Here is an 18,365-nt window from a genome sequence, read left to right on the forward strand (position 1 = left end):
GGGAACTACCGTGACAACGAAAATCGTAATTATCGATGATCACCAATTATTCAGGGAAGGCGTCAAGCGCATTCTTGAATTTGAAAAAACCTTTTCCGTCGTGGCCGAAGGAGACGACGGCTGTGACGCAATCTCCCTCGTAGAAGAATACGCTCCTGATGTTGTGCTTCTTGACATCAATATGAAGAAGACGAACGGCATTGAGGCGACGCGTCAGCTGATCGATACGTATCCGGACACGAAAGTGATCATTCTCTCAATTCACGATGACGAATCCTATGTAACACATGCGTTGAAATCAGGTGCGCTCGGCTATATGCTGAAGGAGATGGATTCGGATGAGCTGATTGAAGCAGTAAAGGTCGTCGCAGAAGGCGGCTCGTATATTCATCCGAAAGTGACGCATAAGCTCGTGAAGGAATACCGGCGCCTGGCGAATCAGTACAACAAAGGCCGCGGCTACCAGCAGCCTGAAGTGCATGTGCCGCTTCATCTGCTCACTTCCCGTGAATGTGAAGTCCTTCAGCTCCTTGCGGATGGAAAAAGCAACCGCGGTGTTGGCGAAGCGCTGTTTATCAGTGAAAAGACCGTCAAAAACCATGTGAGCAATATTTTGCAGAAAATGAATGTGAATGATCGGACACAAGCTGTCATCACTGCCATTAAAAATGGCTGGGTTGAAGTCCGCTGAACTGAATAAATTGATCAAGCCGGCAGGAGACGCATCTTGCCGGCTTTTCTTTACGGAGAATCGGCGCCATCTCTTTTCAAAGCCGTCATTCTCCGATACAATACAAATCATATAGAAAGAATAAGACGTCGGAAAAAATGAGGATGAATATAAAATGAGAACAGCAGTAGTGACAGACAGCACTTCCTACATCCCGAAAACCCTGCGCGAACAGCTTGACATACATATGATCCCGCTCAGTGTCGTAATGAACGGAAAAACATACCGGGAAGAAATAGATATCACTGCAGAACAATTTTTCGAAGAGGTGAAAAACGAGGCCCAGCTGCCAAAAACAACACAGCCGCCGATCGGCGAATTTGTCGAGCTATTTAATTCCCTTGCCAAGGAGTACGATGCCGTCATTAGCGTCCATCTCTCAAGCGGAATCAGCGGCACCTTCCAGGGGGCTGTCGCCGCCGGAGAAATGGCAGACGGAATCAAGGTCTACTCGTTCGATTCGGAAATCAGCTGCATGGCCCAAGGCTTCTACGTGCTTGAAGCCGCAAAAATGGCAAAGGCCGGCAAAGGGCCCGATGAGATCATGCCTCGTCTTGAGGAACTGAAGGGTGCTATGCGCGCCTACTTCATGGTTGACGACCTGTCGCACCTCCAACGAGGCGGCCGCCTCTCCAGTGCCCAGGCCATCGTCGGCAGCCTGCTCAACATCAAACCGATCCTTCACTTCGAAGACAAAGTGATCGTCCCGTTTGAAAAAATCCGTACCCGCAAAAAAGCGATGAAACGGGTCGCCGACCTGATCGGCCAAGATGCAGCGAAAGGCGTGCCGCTCCAAGCATCAATCATCCACGCCAACCGCCCGGAAGAAGCCGAACAATGGAAACAGGAACTCAGCGCCCTCTATCCAAACGTCGAATTCTCCATCAGCTACTTCGGCCCCGTCATCGCCACCCACCTCGGCGAAGGCTCCATGGGCCTCGCCTGGACAATCAAATAACCTGAAATGCGCGCCGCCTGCAGGCAGGCGCGCTTTGTTCTATCCGGGAATAACGGGAGCGCATCCGAGAATAAAGCCCTTCTATCCGAGAATAACGTGGACCATCCGCAAATAACGAACACCCATCCGAGAATAACCTATAAACCCTCCACCTGCGCGGACCGACTTTCTGCCTATCTGCACTAAAATTACGCACTTAGCCCTTATGAGCTAGCCAGCTACTTACACGGCAAATAACCTATTGAAAACTTCACTTTTCTCCGTAGAATTAGACCACTCCCCAAAAATAAATCCAGAGGTGATTCCGTGACTCATCGTTTCTCCCCTGCTCTCCAGCGGTTTTTATCCGGCCGCGCTCTCCTTGAAACTGAACTTCCTTTTTCTCCAGACGTAATTGAACAGCATCTCCATCAAGGCTACATACAAACAACACCCGGTCTCGCAAGACAATGCAATCGCTGCGCCAACCAACAAGAGCGGCTGATCGCTGAGTTTCCATGTGCCCGCTGCGGGAAACGCTGCCGGTATTGCCGGAAGTGCATCATGATGGGGCGTGTGTCCGAATGTACCCCGCTTTTTACGTGGATGGGACCAGTTCCTGAAGTTGCAAGCGAAGCGGATCTTCAGTGGAGCGGTGAACTCTCACCCGGGCAAGAAGCCGCTTCTCGAGCGGTAGTCAAGGCGGTGGAACGGAAGCAAAATCTGCTTGTCTGGGCGGTGTGCGGTGCAGGGAAGACCGAGGTTTTGTTTGCCGGCATTGAAACAGCACTCCAAAAAGACCAGCGGGTGTGCATCGCGACGCCGCGGACGGATGTTGTGCTAGAGCTAGCTCCAAGGCTGCAAAAGGTTTTTCCAGCCATAGAGGTTGCAGCCCTGTACGGGGGAAGCGACGATCGCCATCTCTATTCTCCGCTCACAATAGCCACGACCCACCAGCTTCTCCGGTTCGACAAAGCGTTCGACACGATGATCGTCGATGAGGTCGATGCGTTTCCCTATACATTCGATAACAGCCTACAGTTTGCGGTGAAAAAAGCAGCAAAACTTGATGCCGCAAATATTTTCCTAACCGCCACTCCAAAGGCAAGCTGGCAAGCAGAGTGCCGGGCAGGGAAGCGCCGGTATGTGAAAATCCCTGCCCGTTACCACCGTTACAGTCTTCCTGTACCGGAATTCCGCTGGATCGGCAATTGGAGGAAAGCACTTGAGAAAAAGAAGCTTCCTGCCCCTCTCCTGCGCTGGGCGCAAGAAAGGCTTTCTTCTAAAAAGCAGGTACTCATCTTCTTTCCCCATATCCAACTGATGGAAGCCGCTCTCCCGCTTTTCCGAGAGCTGCACGAAGGAATCGAGGAGGTTCACTCAGCAGAACCTGACCGCAAGGAAAAAGTGGAGAGGATGCGGAAACGGGAAATCCCGATTTTGCTCACGACAACGATTCTCGAAAGAGGCGTGACTTTCCCGAATATTGATGTAGCTGTTCTTGGCGCAGAAGACGACACATTCACCGAAGCGGCTCTCGTCCAAATTGCCGGCAGGGTCGGCAGGAGTGCTGAATTCCCTAAAGGTGTGATCACGTTTTTCCATTATGGACGGACGAAGGCGATGCTACGGGCCCTTATTCATATTGATGAAATGAACAGGGAAGCGAAAAAGAAGGGACTGATCGATCGATGAGCGGCCACTGCCTGTATTGTGACCTTCCGACAGAGGGGAAAAGCGGGTGGGAAGCGATTTTCCTGCCGCAAAAGCCAGTTCTAATTTGTGTTAGCTGCTCCGGGAAACTTGCTAAAATCGAAGGGGACAGATGTGAAAAGTGTTCCCGCCCCCTTTCGGGCCTTCCGGGTAACTGGGTTGAGAACGGCCACTGCCTTGACTGCATCCGGTGGGAAAAAGACCCTGTCTGTCAAGGTGTCTTGCAAAAAAATATCTCGCCCTACTTATATAATGATTTTTTGAAAGAGGTGATGGCGCGCTTTAAGTATCGCGGTGATTATGTGTTAGCATCTATTTTTGCAGAGGAGATGAGGCAGGCAGTTGTTGCATTGGAAGCCGATTTGTTTGTTCCCATCCCACTTAGCCCAGAACGCCTTAAGGAACGCGGGTTCAACCAGTCGACCGCACTGATTGAAACGGCGGGCCAGACACCGTCGGATTTTCTTATCCGTACCCATTCTGAAAAGCAGTCGAAAAAGACGAGGCTTGAGCGGATGAAGGTCGGTGAAATTTTTACAACGGAAGAAAACATCACGGGAAAATCAGTCGTACTTGTCGATGATATTTATACGACAGGTGCGACGCTGCACGCAGCGGCTAGAACCTTGATCAATGCGGGGGCAGCAAATGTCCAGTCTTTTACAGTGGCGAGAGGCTAACAAAATGAGAAACGAAACCGATATAATAGGTGAGAGAAGTGATCGAGGGGGAAACGAAATGGATTTGTTGAATTGCCCGGAGTGCGGAAACCTGTATATAAAAAATTCCGTCAGAGACGTATGTGACGCATGCTATAAAAAAGAAGAAGCGCAATATGACGAGGTGTACAAGTTCTTGCGGCAGCGGGAAAACCGGGCGGCTTCAATCGAACGTGTCTCCGAAGCAACAGGCGTCGACGAGAAGCTTTTGCATAAATGGGTCCGTAAAGGGCGATTACATCCGGCAAAATTCCCGAACATGGGGTATCCATGCGATAAATGCGGCAAACTGATCAATAAAGGCAAAATCTGTGATGAGTGTTCGACATCGCTGACACAGGAACTCGACCTGTACGAACGGGAAGAAAGTCGCATGGAAGCATTGCGAAATGCAGGAGCTTACCACTCACAGGTAAAAAAGCAGTAGAAAACAGAAAAACCAACAGGACTATAGTTGTCAATACGCTGTCGAAAAAACAGGAAAATTGACCTATGAAAATTTGTTAACATTTCTTCACGGATGCCGATATAAAGGATAGAACAACGACGGAAACAAGGAGGAAGTAAATATGAAAATCAATCCTTTCCGGCCTGTGGAGATGAACCCGTATAAACGTCAAGCCGAAAAGACAGGCAAGGTTGAATCACCAGGCAAGCTAGACAAAGTGGAAATCTCCGCCGAGGCAAAGCAAATGCAGCAGGTTCCGTCAATCGTCAAAGAACGGGAAGCGCGAATCGCAGCACTGAAGGAACAAGTGCAAAACGGCACGTACAAAGTCGATCCGGAAGCCCTCGCCGAAAGCATGGCGAAGTTCTATCGACGCTGATAAGGAAAAAAACCTAATACGAACGGATTCGGAAAATAGCTCACGGATGAGCATTTCAGCATCTTTTTTATCCAGTTGACCAGGTTTTCATTTTTTGGATGAATGAAGCCTTGTTCAACTGCGCCATAAGAAGGACGCATACTAAAGAATCTGATGACCGAGGGAACGCGCCCCAGCATCTGAGAAATCTATCGGATAAAGGCGTGTTCCCTTTTCATATGGTAAAGAATTCGAATGGAAATGTGGGTGTCCAATTCAGGCCCAGTCCCCGAGGACGCTTGGGAACGCTTTTAATCTGTCCAGCTCCAGGCGCCAGCCCCCTCGAGGTCGCTTCGGAAAATCCAGCGCTTGTCGGGGCTGATCAGGCGCCTTCTGCATTTCTAATATGGAGAGTGATATTCATGCTCGTGCAAAATGATGCGAAGCTACCGGTGCTGCCGCAAAGCGACAGTACCTCCCAAACAATAAAAGAAGGCGGATGCTACACAGTTGCTGTAAAACAAAAACTGCCTAATAACGAAGCGATCGTCCAGGTGAAGGGCCAGGATATGCGTGTAAAAGTAGATGGGAAAATCCCTGGCGGCGGCAAGATGACGATGCAGGTGGCCGACATGAAACAGGATCCTCCTGTCGTCAAACTAACACAGGCCCCAGCGGCACCTGCGGAGGCCGGAAAAACACAAGGCCCTGCCCTGTCAGACGACATGAAAGCAGCGATCAAGCTGCTGAACGGACAAAACATCCCAATCACGAAAGAGAATTTGCAGGCGATTAAAAACTATATGGACAAAGCTCCCGGTACGAGCGAGCAGAAGCTTGAGACACTGGCGAGAATGGCGGCGAAGAACCTTGATTTCACCCCTGAGCAGATCCGTGCGGTGGATGAGGCTTTGCACGGTGAGAAGCTGGGGAAGGTGTTTGGGGAAATCACAGGCAAATTGGATACAGCCCGTCCGGAATCTCCGGCCGCAGACAAAGCGCTCCGTGAGCTGCTGAACAAGCTTGAAAAAGCCTTCCCTGATAAAGCAGAGGTTTACGCTAGAATCAGCCAAGCGCTTGAACGCGGCGAAAAGCCGAGTGATCTGGCAAAAGTGCTGCTAAGCCAGCTTGCAAAAGAACTGCAATCAAATCCCGGATTGCTGAAGGAAGCGGCGGCCATTGCCAAATCCGATGAACCGATTGACATCAAGCTTCCATCGAGCAATACCAGTGAAGTACAGCAAAAAGGGGCACCGGCGATAAAAGACGGCCTCATGCAGCAAGTGCAAAAGACGGCAGACTTTTCGAAAGTGCTTCAAACGGTGAAAGATACGACTGCTGAACTGCCCGAGGGCGGCAAACTGCTTGAGGCCGCGGCAAAAGCGGAGACTCTTCATGCGGGAGGGCGGGAAATGGCTGCAAGAGCAGAACTCGCCTCCGCCATTTCAGAACTGCCCGACTCGAAACCGGTGGCAGCTGCTTCTCAGGAAGAAGCCGAGTCGCAGTACAGGATGAATAGCGAAGTACTCGCCGGAGTGCCGCTTCAATCGAGGGACCTGGTCGTCACAACGATCACGAAGAAACTGTCACAGGCAGCGATTGACTTCAAAGCTGCTAAACAGGAAATCTCCCATGCATTGCAAATGGCGCAAAATCTGATCAAACAGGCGCCGGCCGGGGCGAAGCAGCCTCTGGAGGCGGCGATCAAACAGCTTGATAAAGCCATTTTGAAAAGTGATTTCATGCTTTATACCGATATGGGGACGGAAAAGAAACTCCTCGTCGCGAGCTCCCAGCTTCAGGATGCGAGAAAGCTGCTTGCAAAAGGTGAGCACGCCAAAGCTTATGAAATTGTCAGCTCAGTCAGAGAAACGGTGGACAAGCTCATCTTCAAGCCGTCCGACGTGCGGTTGAAACATTTCGTCGCAAAGGAATTTTTGCAGCCGGAACAGCCTTCCCTAGCGAAGCAGATTGCGGAAACGGTGGAAAGGCCGCTTGAACTGATCAAACACGAACCGACAGCACGGCAGGCGCTAGACTATATTCGCAGGCTTGGCCTGACCTATGAAACAGATGCGGCCCATAAACTCATTGCCGGCGATATGACAAAGGGCGAGAGGGATGCGACGCTGAAGAGCATGCTCTTGAAGCTCGCACAGGCGGAAGGACAAGCTACAGGTATGAAAGCCGAGCAGGCTGCGATGAACATGACTGGCCAGCAGCTTTTGTCTAAACCGGAAGCAAGCGGCCTGCAGACGATGCTCTTCACCTTGCCGCTCATCCTCCAAGACCAGGCGGCAGATGTGAAGGTATTCCTAAAATCAAACAACAGCGGACAGAAAATCGACTGGGAAAATTGCAGTCTCTACTTCCTGCTCGAAACAGAGAAAATGGGAGATGTCGGCATCATGCTGACAGCAGTCGACCGGAACTTGTCTGTCACCCTAAAGAATGACCAGCCGGGTTTTAAAGACAGAATGACACCGCTCGCTGAAACAGCGAAAGAACGGCTGGAGGAAATTGGCTACCAGATCGGCAAAATCCAATTCAATTCCTTGACTGCCAGCGAACCAAAAGAAACGAAACCGGCACCAGCACCAGCACCTAAGAAAGCTTTTACAGAAAGAGGGTACGACTTTACCGTATGATGCCAACGTACTATAACCAAAAAGCGAAACGGCTGAAAAACGGGCCGTCGGCAGCCGTCCTCCGCTATGATGAAAATGAAGGCGGCGCTCCGCAGGTCGTCGCCCAGGGAACAGGCGCCGTCGCCGTGAAAATCATGGAACTGGCGAAGGAGCACGGTGTTCAAATGCAGGAAGATGAGAGCCTTGTTGGCCAGTTGCTCGACATCGACCTCGGCAATAACGTGCCTCCGCAGCTCTACAATGTCATCGCGGAAATCCTGATCCTGCTCGAGGAAATGAACAAAAAATATTAAGATCCCGGCAGACCTGCCGATAAAAACAGTGAATGGAGGCATAGACCGTGAGTTTCCTAACGAAAGAACTCGTCTATCAGAAATCACCCCAAGAGCTGACCGCCCTGCTTTACGAAGCCGGCATCGACAACCTCGAAAAAGCGATCAGCGATATTGAAACGAAACAATATTCAACAGCCAACGAAAAACTGCAAAAAGTGAACGACATCCTTGAGCGGCTTGGCGCAGGGCTAAACTACGAAGCAGGCATTATCGCCGACCAACTCGATACACTGTACAACTACATGGCAAACCAAGTGATCATGGGCAACTTGAAAAAAGACCCAGCCATCCTCGGCGAAGCCCTGCAAATCCTGAACCAATTGGCAACAGCCTGGAACGAAGCGATGCATAAAACAGACGACGCCTCCCAGCGCCAATTCCATAAAAAAACAAACGCCTACGAACAAAACGTCATGGTCCTAAACAGGGACTAGAAAGGGGTACAAAATGAGAATCAATCACAACATCCAGGCTCTCAATGCCTATCGGAACCTGTCACAAACAATGAACGCAACTTCTAAAAACCTGGAGAAACTCTCGTCCGGCATGCGCATCAATCGCGCTGCTGACGATGCTGCAGGACTGGCTATCTCTGAAAAAATGAGATCGCAAATCCGCGGACTCGGCATGGCAGAGCGAAATGCACTTGACGCCGTTTCCCTGATTCAAACTGCAGAAGGCGCGCTGAATGAAACGCACTCGATTTTGCAAAGAATGCGGGAGTTGAGCGTGCAGGCGGCGAATGGGACGTTAGATGATGATCAAGATAGAGTAGCCATTCAAGAAGAAGTGGATCAATTGATAGAGGAAATAGATAGAATTGCAAAAGACACAAAATTTAATGGGAAGACTCTGCTCAAAGGTGGGACTGAGGGTGAATTCAAGTTCCAAATAGGGGCAAATACTGATGAAGACATGACAATACAGATTAGCAAAATGGATGCTGCGGGGTTGGGGATTCCAACTCTTGATGTGGAAAATGCAACAGCCGCTTCAGCTGCCATTGAGAAATTGGATGCAGCTATTAATAATGTTTCAACTGCTCGTGCTAGTTTAGGGGCCTACCAAAACCGTCTAGAGCACACAGTAACCAACCTACAAACAGCGAACGAAAACCTGACTGCGGCAGAATCTCGGATCCGCGACCTTGACATGGCTCTAGAGATGTCAAGCTTCACAAAGAACAATATCTTGAACCAAGCAGGCCAGGCAATGCTCGCACAGGCGAATCAATTGCCACAAGGAATCCTGCAATTGCTGCAATAATAATTCCAACTTAGGAGTGGAGGGAATACTCCGCTCCTTTTGACTATAGATAGTTCGAACAAGAGGTGAATGAGTATGGATGTGCGCAGAGTTGAAAGCACAGGCGTCCATAGCGTCCAGAAAAAAGAACAGCAGGCAACGGAATCTGTCCACTTTTCTGAAGTGATGTCAAAGAAACGTGAGAATGTTGTTTATGAACGAATGAACCAGCTTCGTCAGGACATCGAGGACCAGGGACAGAAGCTAGCGAAGTCGCAGACAATCGAGGATTTCAAAAAGTATAAGAAACTTGTAAAAAGCTTCCTTGAAGATGCAGTTAATAACGGTCTGCAGCTGGAGGAACAGCGTGGACTTGATTGGCGGGGCCGTACGAAAGTGTACAAGGTTGTCAAAGAAGTGGACAGCAAACTGATTGACCTTGCCAATTCGGTTCTCGAAAAGGAGCAAAAGGGACTTGAAATTCTCGGACTCGTCGGAGAGATCCAAGGCATGCTTATCAACATCTATACTTAATGAACGACAAATGAAGCCGATATAATGACTAGAATGCAAAACAACGGAGGAGGGTCTGCGGATGACGGCCCAATCACTCATAGAAGTTTTAGAAAAGCTGCTCGTTCTTCATAATCAGCTGCTCGAAACGTCACAGGAAAAAACTGAAGCCATTGAAAAAAACGATATGAAAAAGCTGAACACGTTGCTGCGTGAAGAACAGAAGCATGTTACAGCCATTCAAATCGCTGACCAATCAAGAGAAAAAATCACTGAACAATTACTGGACCGAAAAGGTGCATCCATTTCAGAAGTCAGCGAGTCACTCTCTGATCAGGAAAGGGAAGAGCTGACCGGGCTGCAGGACAAACTGAAAGCAGTTATTGCCGAGCTGAAAAATATCAATGGTCTGAACCAGCAGCTTCTCGAATACTCGATACAGTTCGTGAACATGAGCCTTGATATTTTATCACCTGAACAAAACACGCCCAATTATTCAAAAACGCAAAATGAAGGCTTTGAACAGTCGGGCGGAGGTAGGTCAATATTTGACTCAAAAGCATAGAAAGCGGGTTTTAAACCGCTATTTGGGAGGAAAAACCGATGCGTTCCACATTTATGGGGCTTGAAACTGCAAAACGCGGTATGTATACCCAGCAAAGCGCGATTTACGTAACTGGCCATAACATCGCTAACAAAAATACGCCCGGCTACACTCGCCAGCGTGTTAATTTTGAACAAACAACACCATATCCAGCAGCTGCGATGAATCGCCCTCAAATTCCCGGCCAGCTTGGAACAGGGGTTGTTGACGGTACCATCCAGCGCATTCGCGATAGTTTTATCGACGAACAATATCGTGCCGAGAATAACAAATTCGGCTACTATAGCTCACTCGCCGGATCTATCCGTCAAATGGAAGACATCATGAACGAGCCGAGTGACAACGGGTTGTCCAAAGCAATGGCACAATTTTGGCAATCCCTTCAGGATCTGAGTACAAATCCTGAGAACGAAGGTGCCCGTCGAGTTGTTATACAACGAGGGGAAGCAGTAGCGGAGACGTTCCGTTATCTTCATTCATCCATCACTCAAATCCAGACGGAAACGAAAAGCCAAATTGATACGGCAGTGTTGGAAATCAATTCACTCGCGAAACAAATCGCTGCCATTAACCAGCAAATTAGCGAAGTAGAGCCGCATGGGTATTTGCCAAATGATTTGTATGATGAACGGGACCGCTTGATTGACCAGCTATCCACCCTTGTGCCCATTGAAACGAAGCCAGTAAATTACGGCGGAAATTCATTGGCTATTGCAGAAGGCGGCCGGAGTGTTTCCATTTTGGTAAATGGAAAGAAGGTCGAATTGGTTAACGACAAAACAAGCCGCAGTTTAGAATGGGTCTCTAGTAAAGATGCTGCAGGAAATGAGACCGGGACGCAAGAACTGCAGTTGGCCGGCGAAACACTTGATGCTGCCTCCATTGGAGAAGGAAAAGGTAAACTCTCTGCATTATTTGAAGCCCATGACACGCTATACCCTGAAATGATCAATAAGCTTAATGACTATGCTTATTCTTTTGCGCAAGTATTTAATTCAATTCACTCGGGTGGCTTTGATCTCGATGGGGTTAAGGGTACTGGCTTTTTTTCTAGTGGGTCAGATGGAACAGACATTACTGCAGCCAATATAAAAGTAATCATCAGTGAACCCTCAAAGGTCGCTGCTTCTCTGAAGGATGGAAATCATGGAGACGGAGAGAATGCCCTTAAATTGGCTGAAATGAAGGATCTCATCATTAAAGATGGAATCATGCTGGACAAGGATGGCAATCAAGTCGTAGCTGGTTTGCCAATCAAATCGGGCACGCTTCAATCCTTCTACGAAGGTGTTATCGGCGAAATGGCGGTCAAGGGCCAGCAAGCCAACCGTTTAGAAGGAAACACTGGCCTTCTTTTAAACTCGGTCGATAAAAATCGGAGGTCCATCAGCGAGGTTTCCCTAGATGAGGAGTTCTCGAACCTGATTCAATTCCAGCATGCCTACTCTGCCTCTGCTCGGATGATTACTACAATTGATGAAATGCTCGATAAAATCATAAACGGCATGGGAACTGTCGGAAGATAAGGAGTGTAGACAATGCGCGTAACAGATGGCATGATTTCAAATAATGTCATGTTTAATATCAATCAAAGCTATTCCCGTCTGGACAAATTGTTTGAACAGGCTCAGACGCAGAAGAAGATTTCCCGCCCCTCTGACGACCCTGTTGTGGCAATGAAAGGCATGTTCTACAGAACGAATGTTTTAGAGGTGGAACAATTTAAACGAAATTTCTCCGAAGCGAGGAATTGGGTGGATACAGCTGACTCCGCGATTGGGGAAGCAACAGAAGTCGTAAAACGGATTCGTGAACTGACTGTTCAGGCAAGCAATGGTACGTATGATGATGGCCAGCTTGAAGCAATTCAATCTGAAGTGAAACAATTAACTGATCACTTAAAATCAATTGCCAATTCAAAGGTCGGCGACAAATATATTTTCAACGGAACAAAAACACAAGAAGCGCCTTTTAAAAATCTTACTGATGTTGAACCTGTGTTCGATGATCAAAATGTTGAGTTCGAGTTGGCTAAAGGTATTCGAGTTCCTGTTAATATGAAAGGCGAAGACATATTTGGAAAAGGTGACGAATCCTTGTTTACAATGCTAGAGGAGCTTCAAACAGCCTTAAGCGATGACCCTGCCGGGGTAGGGAAATACCTTGATCAAATAGATTCGGCAACAAACACTATGCTCTCCGCCCGCTCCGAACTCGGCGCCCGTACCAACCGCCTTGACTTCATGGAAGAGCGGATTGACAATCAGGAATCCATTGCAAAACGAATCATGTCAGACAACGAAGATATTGAATTCGAAAAAGTGGTCATGGAATTCAAAGCCCAGGAAGCAGTTCACCGTGCAGCGATGTCTGTCGGCTCCCGTATCATCCAGCCATCTCTGATGGACTTCCTAAGATAACCGCACATACCGTGCCTGGCTCCTCTACACGCATCTGGCAATGAAGCCAATCGGCGCAAGAGGGCCAGGCATTTTTTCGAGAGGAGGCTATATATGCAAGTTCCGCAAATCAGAATGCAGTCCCAAACGGCGCAAATTGCCATCCAGTCAACGCCCGCAAGGCAATCGATTCAGCAGCCAAAGGCCGATCTACATATTGAGCAGCCACTGGCTGACATGAAAATCAACACAATTCTCGGCCGCCTGACGATTGATCAGACGCAAGCTTGGGAAGACATGAATATAAGAAGCCCGTTCCGTTGGAGCAAGGATTACGCGCAGAAGGGGCATCAGGCAGTCATGCAGGCAATCGCCCGCATCTCTTCAGAGGGCGATGAAATGATGGAGATTCAGAATGGACAAGATGTCCTGATTGAGCAGGCAAAGCGCAACGCCAACCCGCCGCCGGCCGAAACTAACATCGCTTGGATTCCATCTGTCTTCTCTGTGAAAATTAATTACCAGCCAGGGAAAACAAATATCAATGTGAAAACAAGACATCCAATCATTGATGCGAAAGTCAACAAGCCAATTCACCAGTACCAACTAGGCAAAGTCAATGTCTCACTCACAAGACGCCATTCTTTGCAAATCGACTTTGTAAAATAAGGAGTGTGGCCAAATGAACATACAAACGAAATACCACGGAGAAGTGGAAATCACAGAGGATACAATCCTTACATTTGAAAGCGGCATACCCGGCTTTCCGGACGAAACAAGGTTCACTTTGCTTCCACTTCCCGACATGGATGCAATGTCCATCATGCAATCCGTTGATACGCCAGAAATTGCCTTCGTCATCGCCGACCCGTACAGTCTTTATGAAAAATATGACTTTAAACTTGATGAAAATACAGTCGAACTGCTCCAAATCAGTAGCCCTGAAGATGTCAGCGCCTTCGTTATCCTGACTGTTCACGATCCGTTTGAAAAAAGCACAGCAAATCTGCAAGCGCCTGTCATCGTCAACATCAAAAACAACAAGGCAAAACAGGTTATTCTGAACGAGGAAAACTACAAAACAAAGCATCCGCTCTTCCAAGCGGTAAAGAGGTGACAAGATGCTAGTACTGACCCGAAAAAAGGGCGAATCGATTCAAATCGGCCCAGACATTGAAATCACTATCAACTCGATCAAAGGCGACCAGGTCAAAATCGGCATCAACGCACCTAAAAATGTCGAAATCCATCGCAAAGAAGTTTGGCTCGACATCCAATCCGCCAACACAGAAGCAACCGAATCCGTAACAGACCTGTTCACCATCCTATCAAAAGCAAAAAAACAATAAAAATCTTTTTAAAAACTATTAAATATTCCTCCTCCCTGACGATATAAGATATGTAAGCAACAGCAAGGGGCGGCCGACCCTCTGCCTTGCTTAACACCAAAAAACAACACCATCCACAAGGACGTGGATCGGACATTCAGGGAGGAAAAAAGAATGATTATCAATCACAATATTGCAGCGTTGAATACACACCGTCAGTTGGGTGCGGCAACAAATGCACAATCTAAAAACATGGAGAAACTTGCTTCAGGACTTCGTATTAACCGTGCTGGTGATGACGCAGCAGGCTTGGCGATTTCCGAAAAAATGCGTGGACAAATTCGCGGTCTAGATATGGCTTCTAAGAACTCTCAAGATGGGATTTCATTAATTCAAACTGCTGAAGGTGCCCTAAATGAAACGCACGCTATTCTCCAACGTATGAGAGAACTTGCTGTACAAGGGGCTAATGACACAAACGTTACAGCAGATAGAGATGCAATTCAGGATGAACTAAATCAACTAATGTCAGAAATCGATAGGATTGCTGATACTACTGAATTCAATACGCAAAACTTATTAAAAGGTAATTTCTCTGGAACTCTACAAATTGGTGCTAATGATGGTCAGAATATAAATATTGGTATTTCTGATATGAGTACAACAGGTTTAAGTCTTTCTGCAGCACTGGTATCAGTTAGTAGTCATGGGGCGGCAAGTACAGCAATTAGTACGTTGGATATCGCCATTGAAGCAGTATCGAAACAACGTTCTAAATTAGGTGCATTCCAGAACCGTCTTGAGCACACTATAAATAACCTTGGTACATCAAGTGAGAACTTGACAGCTGCAGAATCACGTGTACGTGATGTTGATATGGCTAAAGAAATGATGGCTCAAACTAAGAATTCTATTCTTTCTCAAGCCGCTCAAGCAATGCTTGCTCAAGCAAATCAGCAGCCACAAGGAGTATTACAATTACTTCGTTAATTTATATTTAATGAATCTATTGAAATATCGTGCTTATTTTCCTAAGCACGATATTTTTATTAGATTTATTATATTCTAGGAGGACCAATGACATGAAACCATTATTATCAATATGCATGGTAGTAAAAAATGAAGAAAAGGTAATTGAGCGCTGTTTATCATCAGTAGTTAGTTTAGTAGATGAAATTATTGTGGTGGATACAGGCTCCGAGGACCAAACGATATCTATTGCTGAGAAATATACTTCAAAAATATACAATTTTGAATGGATAAATGACTTTTCAGCGGCTAGAAACTTTTCTGCATCTAAGGCTACTGGTGAATGGATACTAGTCTTGGATGCTGATGAATATGTTGACGAAGAAAACTTTAAACAATTTATTGAGGAGTTGAAAGAGAATAGAGAAGAAAGTGATGCATATGCTGCGAAGATTATTAACTTTGCAGGAGATGTTGGAGAAAATCTAGTCCAACACTACCATGATAGAATATATAGAAACAACGGTAAAATAAAGTATTATCGTAAAATACACGAGCAGTTAATTTGTGATAAAGAGCAAACATTGAGGATTTGCAAATCAGGGTTGCTTATTTTTCATTCAGGCTACTTAAAAAGAACGGTCGACGAAAAGAATAAATCTTTGCGCAACAAAGAGCTCTTGGATGCAGAAATGATGAACGATGAGAAGAATGCTTTCGATTACTTTAATTATGGAAATGAATACTTTTCATTGGGCGACTATTCAAAGGCATTAGAAGCTTATTTAGAAGCTTATAAGCAGAAAAAGGACTTTCGCCTCTCATGGGTTTCTACTACTTTGATCCAAATTACAATTTGTTTAATAAACTTAAAAAGATATACAGATGCATTAAATGTCATACACGATGCTGAAAGAATTTATGAGCATTCACCAGAGTTTTTATATTTTAAAGGTGCAATTTATCAACAAAGAGGCCAAATAATTAAAGCTAAAAATATATTCCTGCAGATATTAAATAACGGTGATAAGTATAATCACATAATTATTAGACCAGACCTTAAAGATCAAAAACCACATTACATGTTAGGACAGATCTTTCTTTACCTCGAGGATTACAATAACGCTATTTACCACTTTACTAGTGTTTTGAATATAAATAAGAACCATAGAGAGAGTATTAATCAAATAGTATCTTTGCTCAACAAATATCACAGTGAAACTGAGATATTAGAGTTTTTGAAGAGAAACCAATTAGTAAATCAAAACAATCTTAAAATATATATCAAGGCAAGTTTTTTTGTGGGAAATCCCTTTTTGGCATTGCAAATCCTAGAAGATCATAATGAGGATAATAATATATTATACGAATTAAGCTTATTAAAAAGATATATTATCACTGAGATGGGAAGCATAAAAGAATTTAAAAGTATCATTAATATAGATTTAATACAAAAGCTAATTGATTCTAATTGGATAAACATGATTGATCTTCTAATCCTGAGTAATCATATCAATGATGTAAAAGAGTTTCAGGAAAAAACTGACGTAATTATGAAAAATGTAAAAATAACCGCATTAAATGATATTTTCCAAGGGAATAAATCGGTGAACGATATCGATGAGAATATAGTTATTAATGCTTTAGAAATTCTATTTGTCTATAAAAAAATTGATATGTGTAATGTGCTTCTGGAAAATATTGAAGGGGCAGGAGAATCATTGATTATTAAAGTTGCACGTTTATTATTTTCAATTGGGTTAAAGGGGCAGGCACTAGAGTTATACAACTTATGTAGCTGGGATAAATATAGTGAGCAGGATTTCGATTCTATAATTAAATGTCTTTTAGAAGTAAAACAAAATGAATCTGCCATAGAAGTGGCGAAATATGCATTAGGCATTTTTGAAGATGATTACAGATTTTATGATTATATCCTTGAGAATACCACAAATAAAATATTATATGGAACAATTCTTGAGAGGTGTAAAGCTAATTTCAACGACTATGTAGATCAATAATCACTCCAAAGCTTCTACTGGTTAATGAACTAATTTTTTTGTATAGCTATGGTGTAATATTCTGAAGAGATGTCCATAGCTTGGTAAAAAAGGAACTCACGAATTCTTCACAGGAAATCATTCCTTTGTTATGTATATTTTTATGGGGTTTCAATAATTTTTGTATTGTTCAAGTAATATCAATATATTTTCTGTTTATGTAAATGTATTCGAATCGTAGAGATTTTGGTAGGCAATATCTTCTGATAGGAAGGATTGTAATGGATAAGTCCACTCGCAATAGAAAGTAGGAATCAACATGAAGATTTCATTAGCTATGATTGTCAGAGACGAGGAAAATTATATAGAAAGATGTCTAAACAGTGTCCAAAACCTAGTAGATGAAATTATAGTAGTTGATACAGGTTCAGTTGATAATACTATCAGTATCGTTAAATCGTTTCCAAATACCAAGCTATATCAGTATAATTGGAGAGAGAACTTTGCTGATGCGAGAAACTTTTCGATCGAACAGGCTAGCAACGAATATATATTGGTCTTAGATGCTGATGAATACCTAGTCAATGGCTCAAAGGAAGACTTATATGAAACCATGAATGGTAACTTTATTGGGAGACTTCTTATAGAGAGCCGCTTTATGAACGGGGACCAAGAGGAACAAAGTACAACATACGTATCGAGGTTTTTTCCAAAGGATGTCAGATATCAAGGTTCAATTCATGAGCAACTTATTAGTGACAGACCAAGAGTAAACCTAACGTGGAAAGTAAAACATGATGGGTATTTAAATAAAAATAAGAGTGAACGAAATATACCATTATTAATTAAAGAAGTTGCCGATCACCCCTCTGACCCTTATTATTTATATCAATTGGGAAAAGAGTTGAGAATTGACGGACAATATAGAGGGGCTTTTAAATTTTTGAGTAAATCTTACGAATTAGTAAGGAAGAGTGTTCCCTATTATGCTGATTTAGTAGTTGAAATTATAACTGCCGGAAAAGAACTTGGTGAAACAGAGGTTTTACAGGTTATAAGGGATAATGAAGAATCATTAAAAAACCTTTCCGATTTTCACTTCGCTAAGGGTCTTTTCTTTATGGAATATAGTTTCAAATATCCTAGATATATTAATGATTATATGGAAAATATAGAGTTAAGCTTTCTAGAATGTTTAAGAGGAAATTTAAGAGAGATTGTGAAGGGAACTAGCACTTTTCTTCCAGCGTATAATTTGGGTGTTTTCTACGAAGTTATTGGCAAATTGGAAAAAGCGCAATATTATTACACTCTTTCTTCAAAGTACAATTATAAATTAGCGATGAAGAGAATGGATATTTTGAATATAAACAAAAATAAAGGAAAAAACACTTAAGAAATTTTTGAAGTAATCTGAAG

At 44.8% G+C, this 18,365-nt stretch carries 20 protein-coding genes; all 20 read left to right on the plus strand.

What is annotated here, in order from left to right:
- Positions 1-10 precede the first annotated feature (10 nt).
- The 20 genes from AC0TWI_RS11805 to AC0TWI_RS11900 all read left to right on the plus strand — a co-directional run bounded on the left by AC0TWI_RS11805 (position 11) and on the right by AC0TWI_RS11900 (position 18,342).
- Positions 11-691, plus strand: coding sequence for a response regulator (locus tag AC0TWI_RS11805; protein WP_488126537.1), 681 nt, complete (start codon positions 11-13; stop codon positions 689-691).
- 154 nt (positions 692-845) lie between these two features.
- Complete coding sequence (locus AC0TWI_RS11810) at positions 846-1,688, plus strand: DegV family protein (protein WP_488126538.1); 843 nt, start codon at positions 846-848, stop codon at positions 1,686-1,688.
- 306 nt (positions 1,689-1,994) lie between these two features.
- A complete protein-coding gene (locus AC0TWI_RS11815; RefSeq protein ID WP_488126539.1) occupies positions 1,995-3,362 on the plus strand; it encodes an ATP-dependent helicase ComFA in 1,368 nt (455 codons plus the stop codon).
- A 290-nt stretch (positions 3,363-3,652) separates the two neighbouring features.
- Positions 3,653-4,060, plus strand: coding sequence for a ComF family protein (locus AC0TWI_RS11820; protein WP_488126540.1), 408 nt, complete (start codon positions 3,653-3,655; stop codon positions 4,058-4,060).
- A gap of 58 nt (positions 4,061-4,118) precedes the next feature.
- Positions 4,119-4,526 carry a TIGR03826 family flagellar region protein gene (locus tag AC0TWI_RS11825; RefSeq protein WP_488126541.1) on the plus strand — a complete coding sequence of 136 codons (408 nt, stop codon included), beginning with the start codon at positions 4,119-4,121 and terminating at the stop codon, positions 4,524-4,526.
- A gap of 142 nt (positions 4,527-4,668) precedes the next feature.
- A complete protein-coding gene (gene flgM, locus AC0TWI_RS11830) occupies positions 4,669-4,926 on the plus strand; it encodes a flagellar biosynthesis anti-sigma factor FlgM (protein WP_488126542.1) in 258 nt (85 codons plus the stop codon).
- 401 nt (positions 4,927-5,327) lie between these two features.
- The gene (locus tag AC0TWI_RS11835; protein ID WP_488126543.1) at positions 5,328-7,553 is read left to right on the plus strand and encodes a hypothetical protein; all 2,226 of its coding nucleotides are present in this window, start codon (positions 5,328-5,330) and stop codon (positions 7,551-7,553) included.
- A complete protein-coding gene (locus AC0TWI_RS11840) occupies positions 7,550-7,846 on the plus strand; it encodes an EscU/YscU/HrcU family type III secretion system export apparatus switch protein (protein ID WP_488126544.1) in 297 nt (98 codons plus the stop codon). The genes AC0TWI_RS11835 and AC0TWI_RS11840 overlap by 4 nt, the downstream gene beginning before the upstream one ends.
- A 47-nt stretch (positions 7,847-7,893) precedes the next feature.
- Positions 7,894-8,322: a flagellar export chaperone FliS gene (gene fliS / locus AC0TWI_RS11845; protein WP_488126545.1), complete on the plus strand. Its 429-nt coding sequence runs from the start codon at positions 7,894-7,896 to the stop codon at positions 8,320-8,322.
- Positions 8,323-8,335: 13 nt separating this feature from the next.
- Complete coding sequence (locus tag AC0TWI_RS11850) at positions 8,336-9,154, plus strand: flagellin N-terminal helical domain-containing protein (protein WP_488126546.1); 819 nt, start codon at positions 8,336-8,338, stop codon at positions 9,152-9,154.
- A gap of 75 nt (positions 9,155-9,229) precedes the next feature.
- Positions 9,230-9,667 carry a YaaR family protein gene (locus AC0TWI_RS11855; RefSeq protein ID WP_488126547.1) on the plus strand — a complete coding sequence of 146 codons (438 nt, stop codon included), beginning with the start codon at positions 9,230-9,232 and terminating at the stop codon, positions 9,665-9,667.
- A gap of 61 nt (positions 9,668-9,728) precedes the next feature.
- Positions 9,729-10,211 (plus strand): flagellar protein FlgN, encoded by a 483-nt coding sequence (locus AC0TWI_RS11860; protein ID WP_488126548.1) that lies wholly within the window; start codon positions 9,729-9,731, stop codon positions 10,209-10,211.
- Between the two features lie 38 nt (positions 10,212-10,249).
- Positions 10,250-11,776: a flagellar hook-associated protein FlgK gene (gene flgK, locus AC0TWI_RS11865; RefSeq protein WP_488126549.1), complete on the plus strand. Its 1,527-nt coding sequence runs from the start codon at positions 10,250-10,252 to the stop codon at positions 11,774-11,776.
- Between the two features lie 12 nt (positions 11,777-11,788).
- The gene (gene flgL, locus AC0TWI_RS11870; RefSeq protein WP_488126550.1) at positions 11,789-12,670 is read left to right on the plus strand and encodes a flagellar hook-associated protein FlgL; all 882 of its coding nucleotides are present in this window, start codon (positions 11,789-11,791) and stop codon (positions 12,668-12,670) included.
- A gap of 93 nt (positions 12,671-12,763) precedes the next feature.
- Positions 12,764-13,318, plus strand: a complete 555-nt coding sequence (locus AC0TWI_RS11875) for a DUF6470 family protein (protein WP_488126551.1) — start codon at positions 12,764-12,766, stop codon at positions 13,316-13,318.
- A 13-nt stretch (positions 13,319-13,331) separates the two neighbouring features.
- Entirely contained in the window at positions 13,332-13,766 is a 435-nt protein-coding gene (gene fliW / locus AC0TWI_RS11880) for a flagellar assembly protein FliW (protein WP_488126552.1), read from the plus strand.
- Between the two features lie 4 nt (positions 13,767-13,770).
- Positions 13,771-13,998 (plus strand): carbon storage regulator CsrA, encoded by a 228-nt coding sequence (csrA, locus tag AC0TWI_RS11885; RefSeq protein WP_488126553.1) that lies wholly within the window; start codon positions 13,771-13,773, stop codon positions 13,996-13,998.
- Between the two features lie 153 nt (positions 13,999-14,151).
- Positions 14,152-14,967: a flagellin Hag gene (hag, locus tag AC0TWI_RS11890; RefSeq protein WP_488126554.1), complete on the plus strand. Its 816-nt coding sequence runs from the start codon at positions 14,152-14,154 to the stop codon at positions 14,965-14,967.
- Positions 14,968-15,059: 92 nt separating this feature from the next.
- Positions 15,060-16,967 (plus strand): tetratricopeptide repeat-containing glycosyltransferase family 2 protein, encoded by a 1,908-nt coding sequence (locus AC0TWI_RS11895; RefSeq protein WP_488126555.1) that lies wholly within the window; start codon positions 15,060-15,062, stop codon positions 16,965-16,967.
- Positions 16,968-17,265: 298 nt separating this feature from the next.
- Positions 17,266-18,342 (plus strand): glycosyltransferase family 2 protein, encoded by a 1,077-nt coding sequence (locus AC0TWI_RS11900; protein WP_488126556.1) that lies wholly within the window; start codon positions 17,266-17,268, stop codon positions 18,340-18,342.
- Positions 18,343-18,365: the final 23 nt, after the last annotated feature.

Source organism: Lederbergia sp. B243.17 (genome assembly GCF_057657925.1).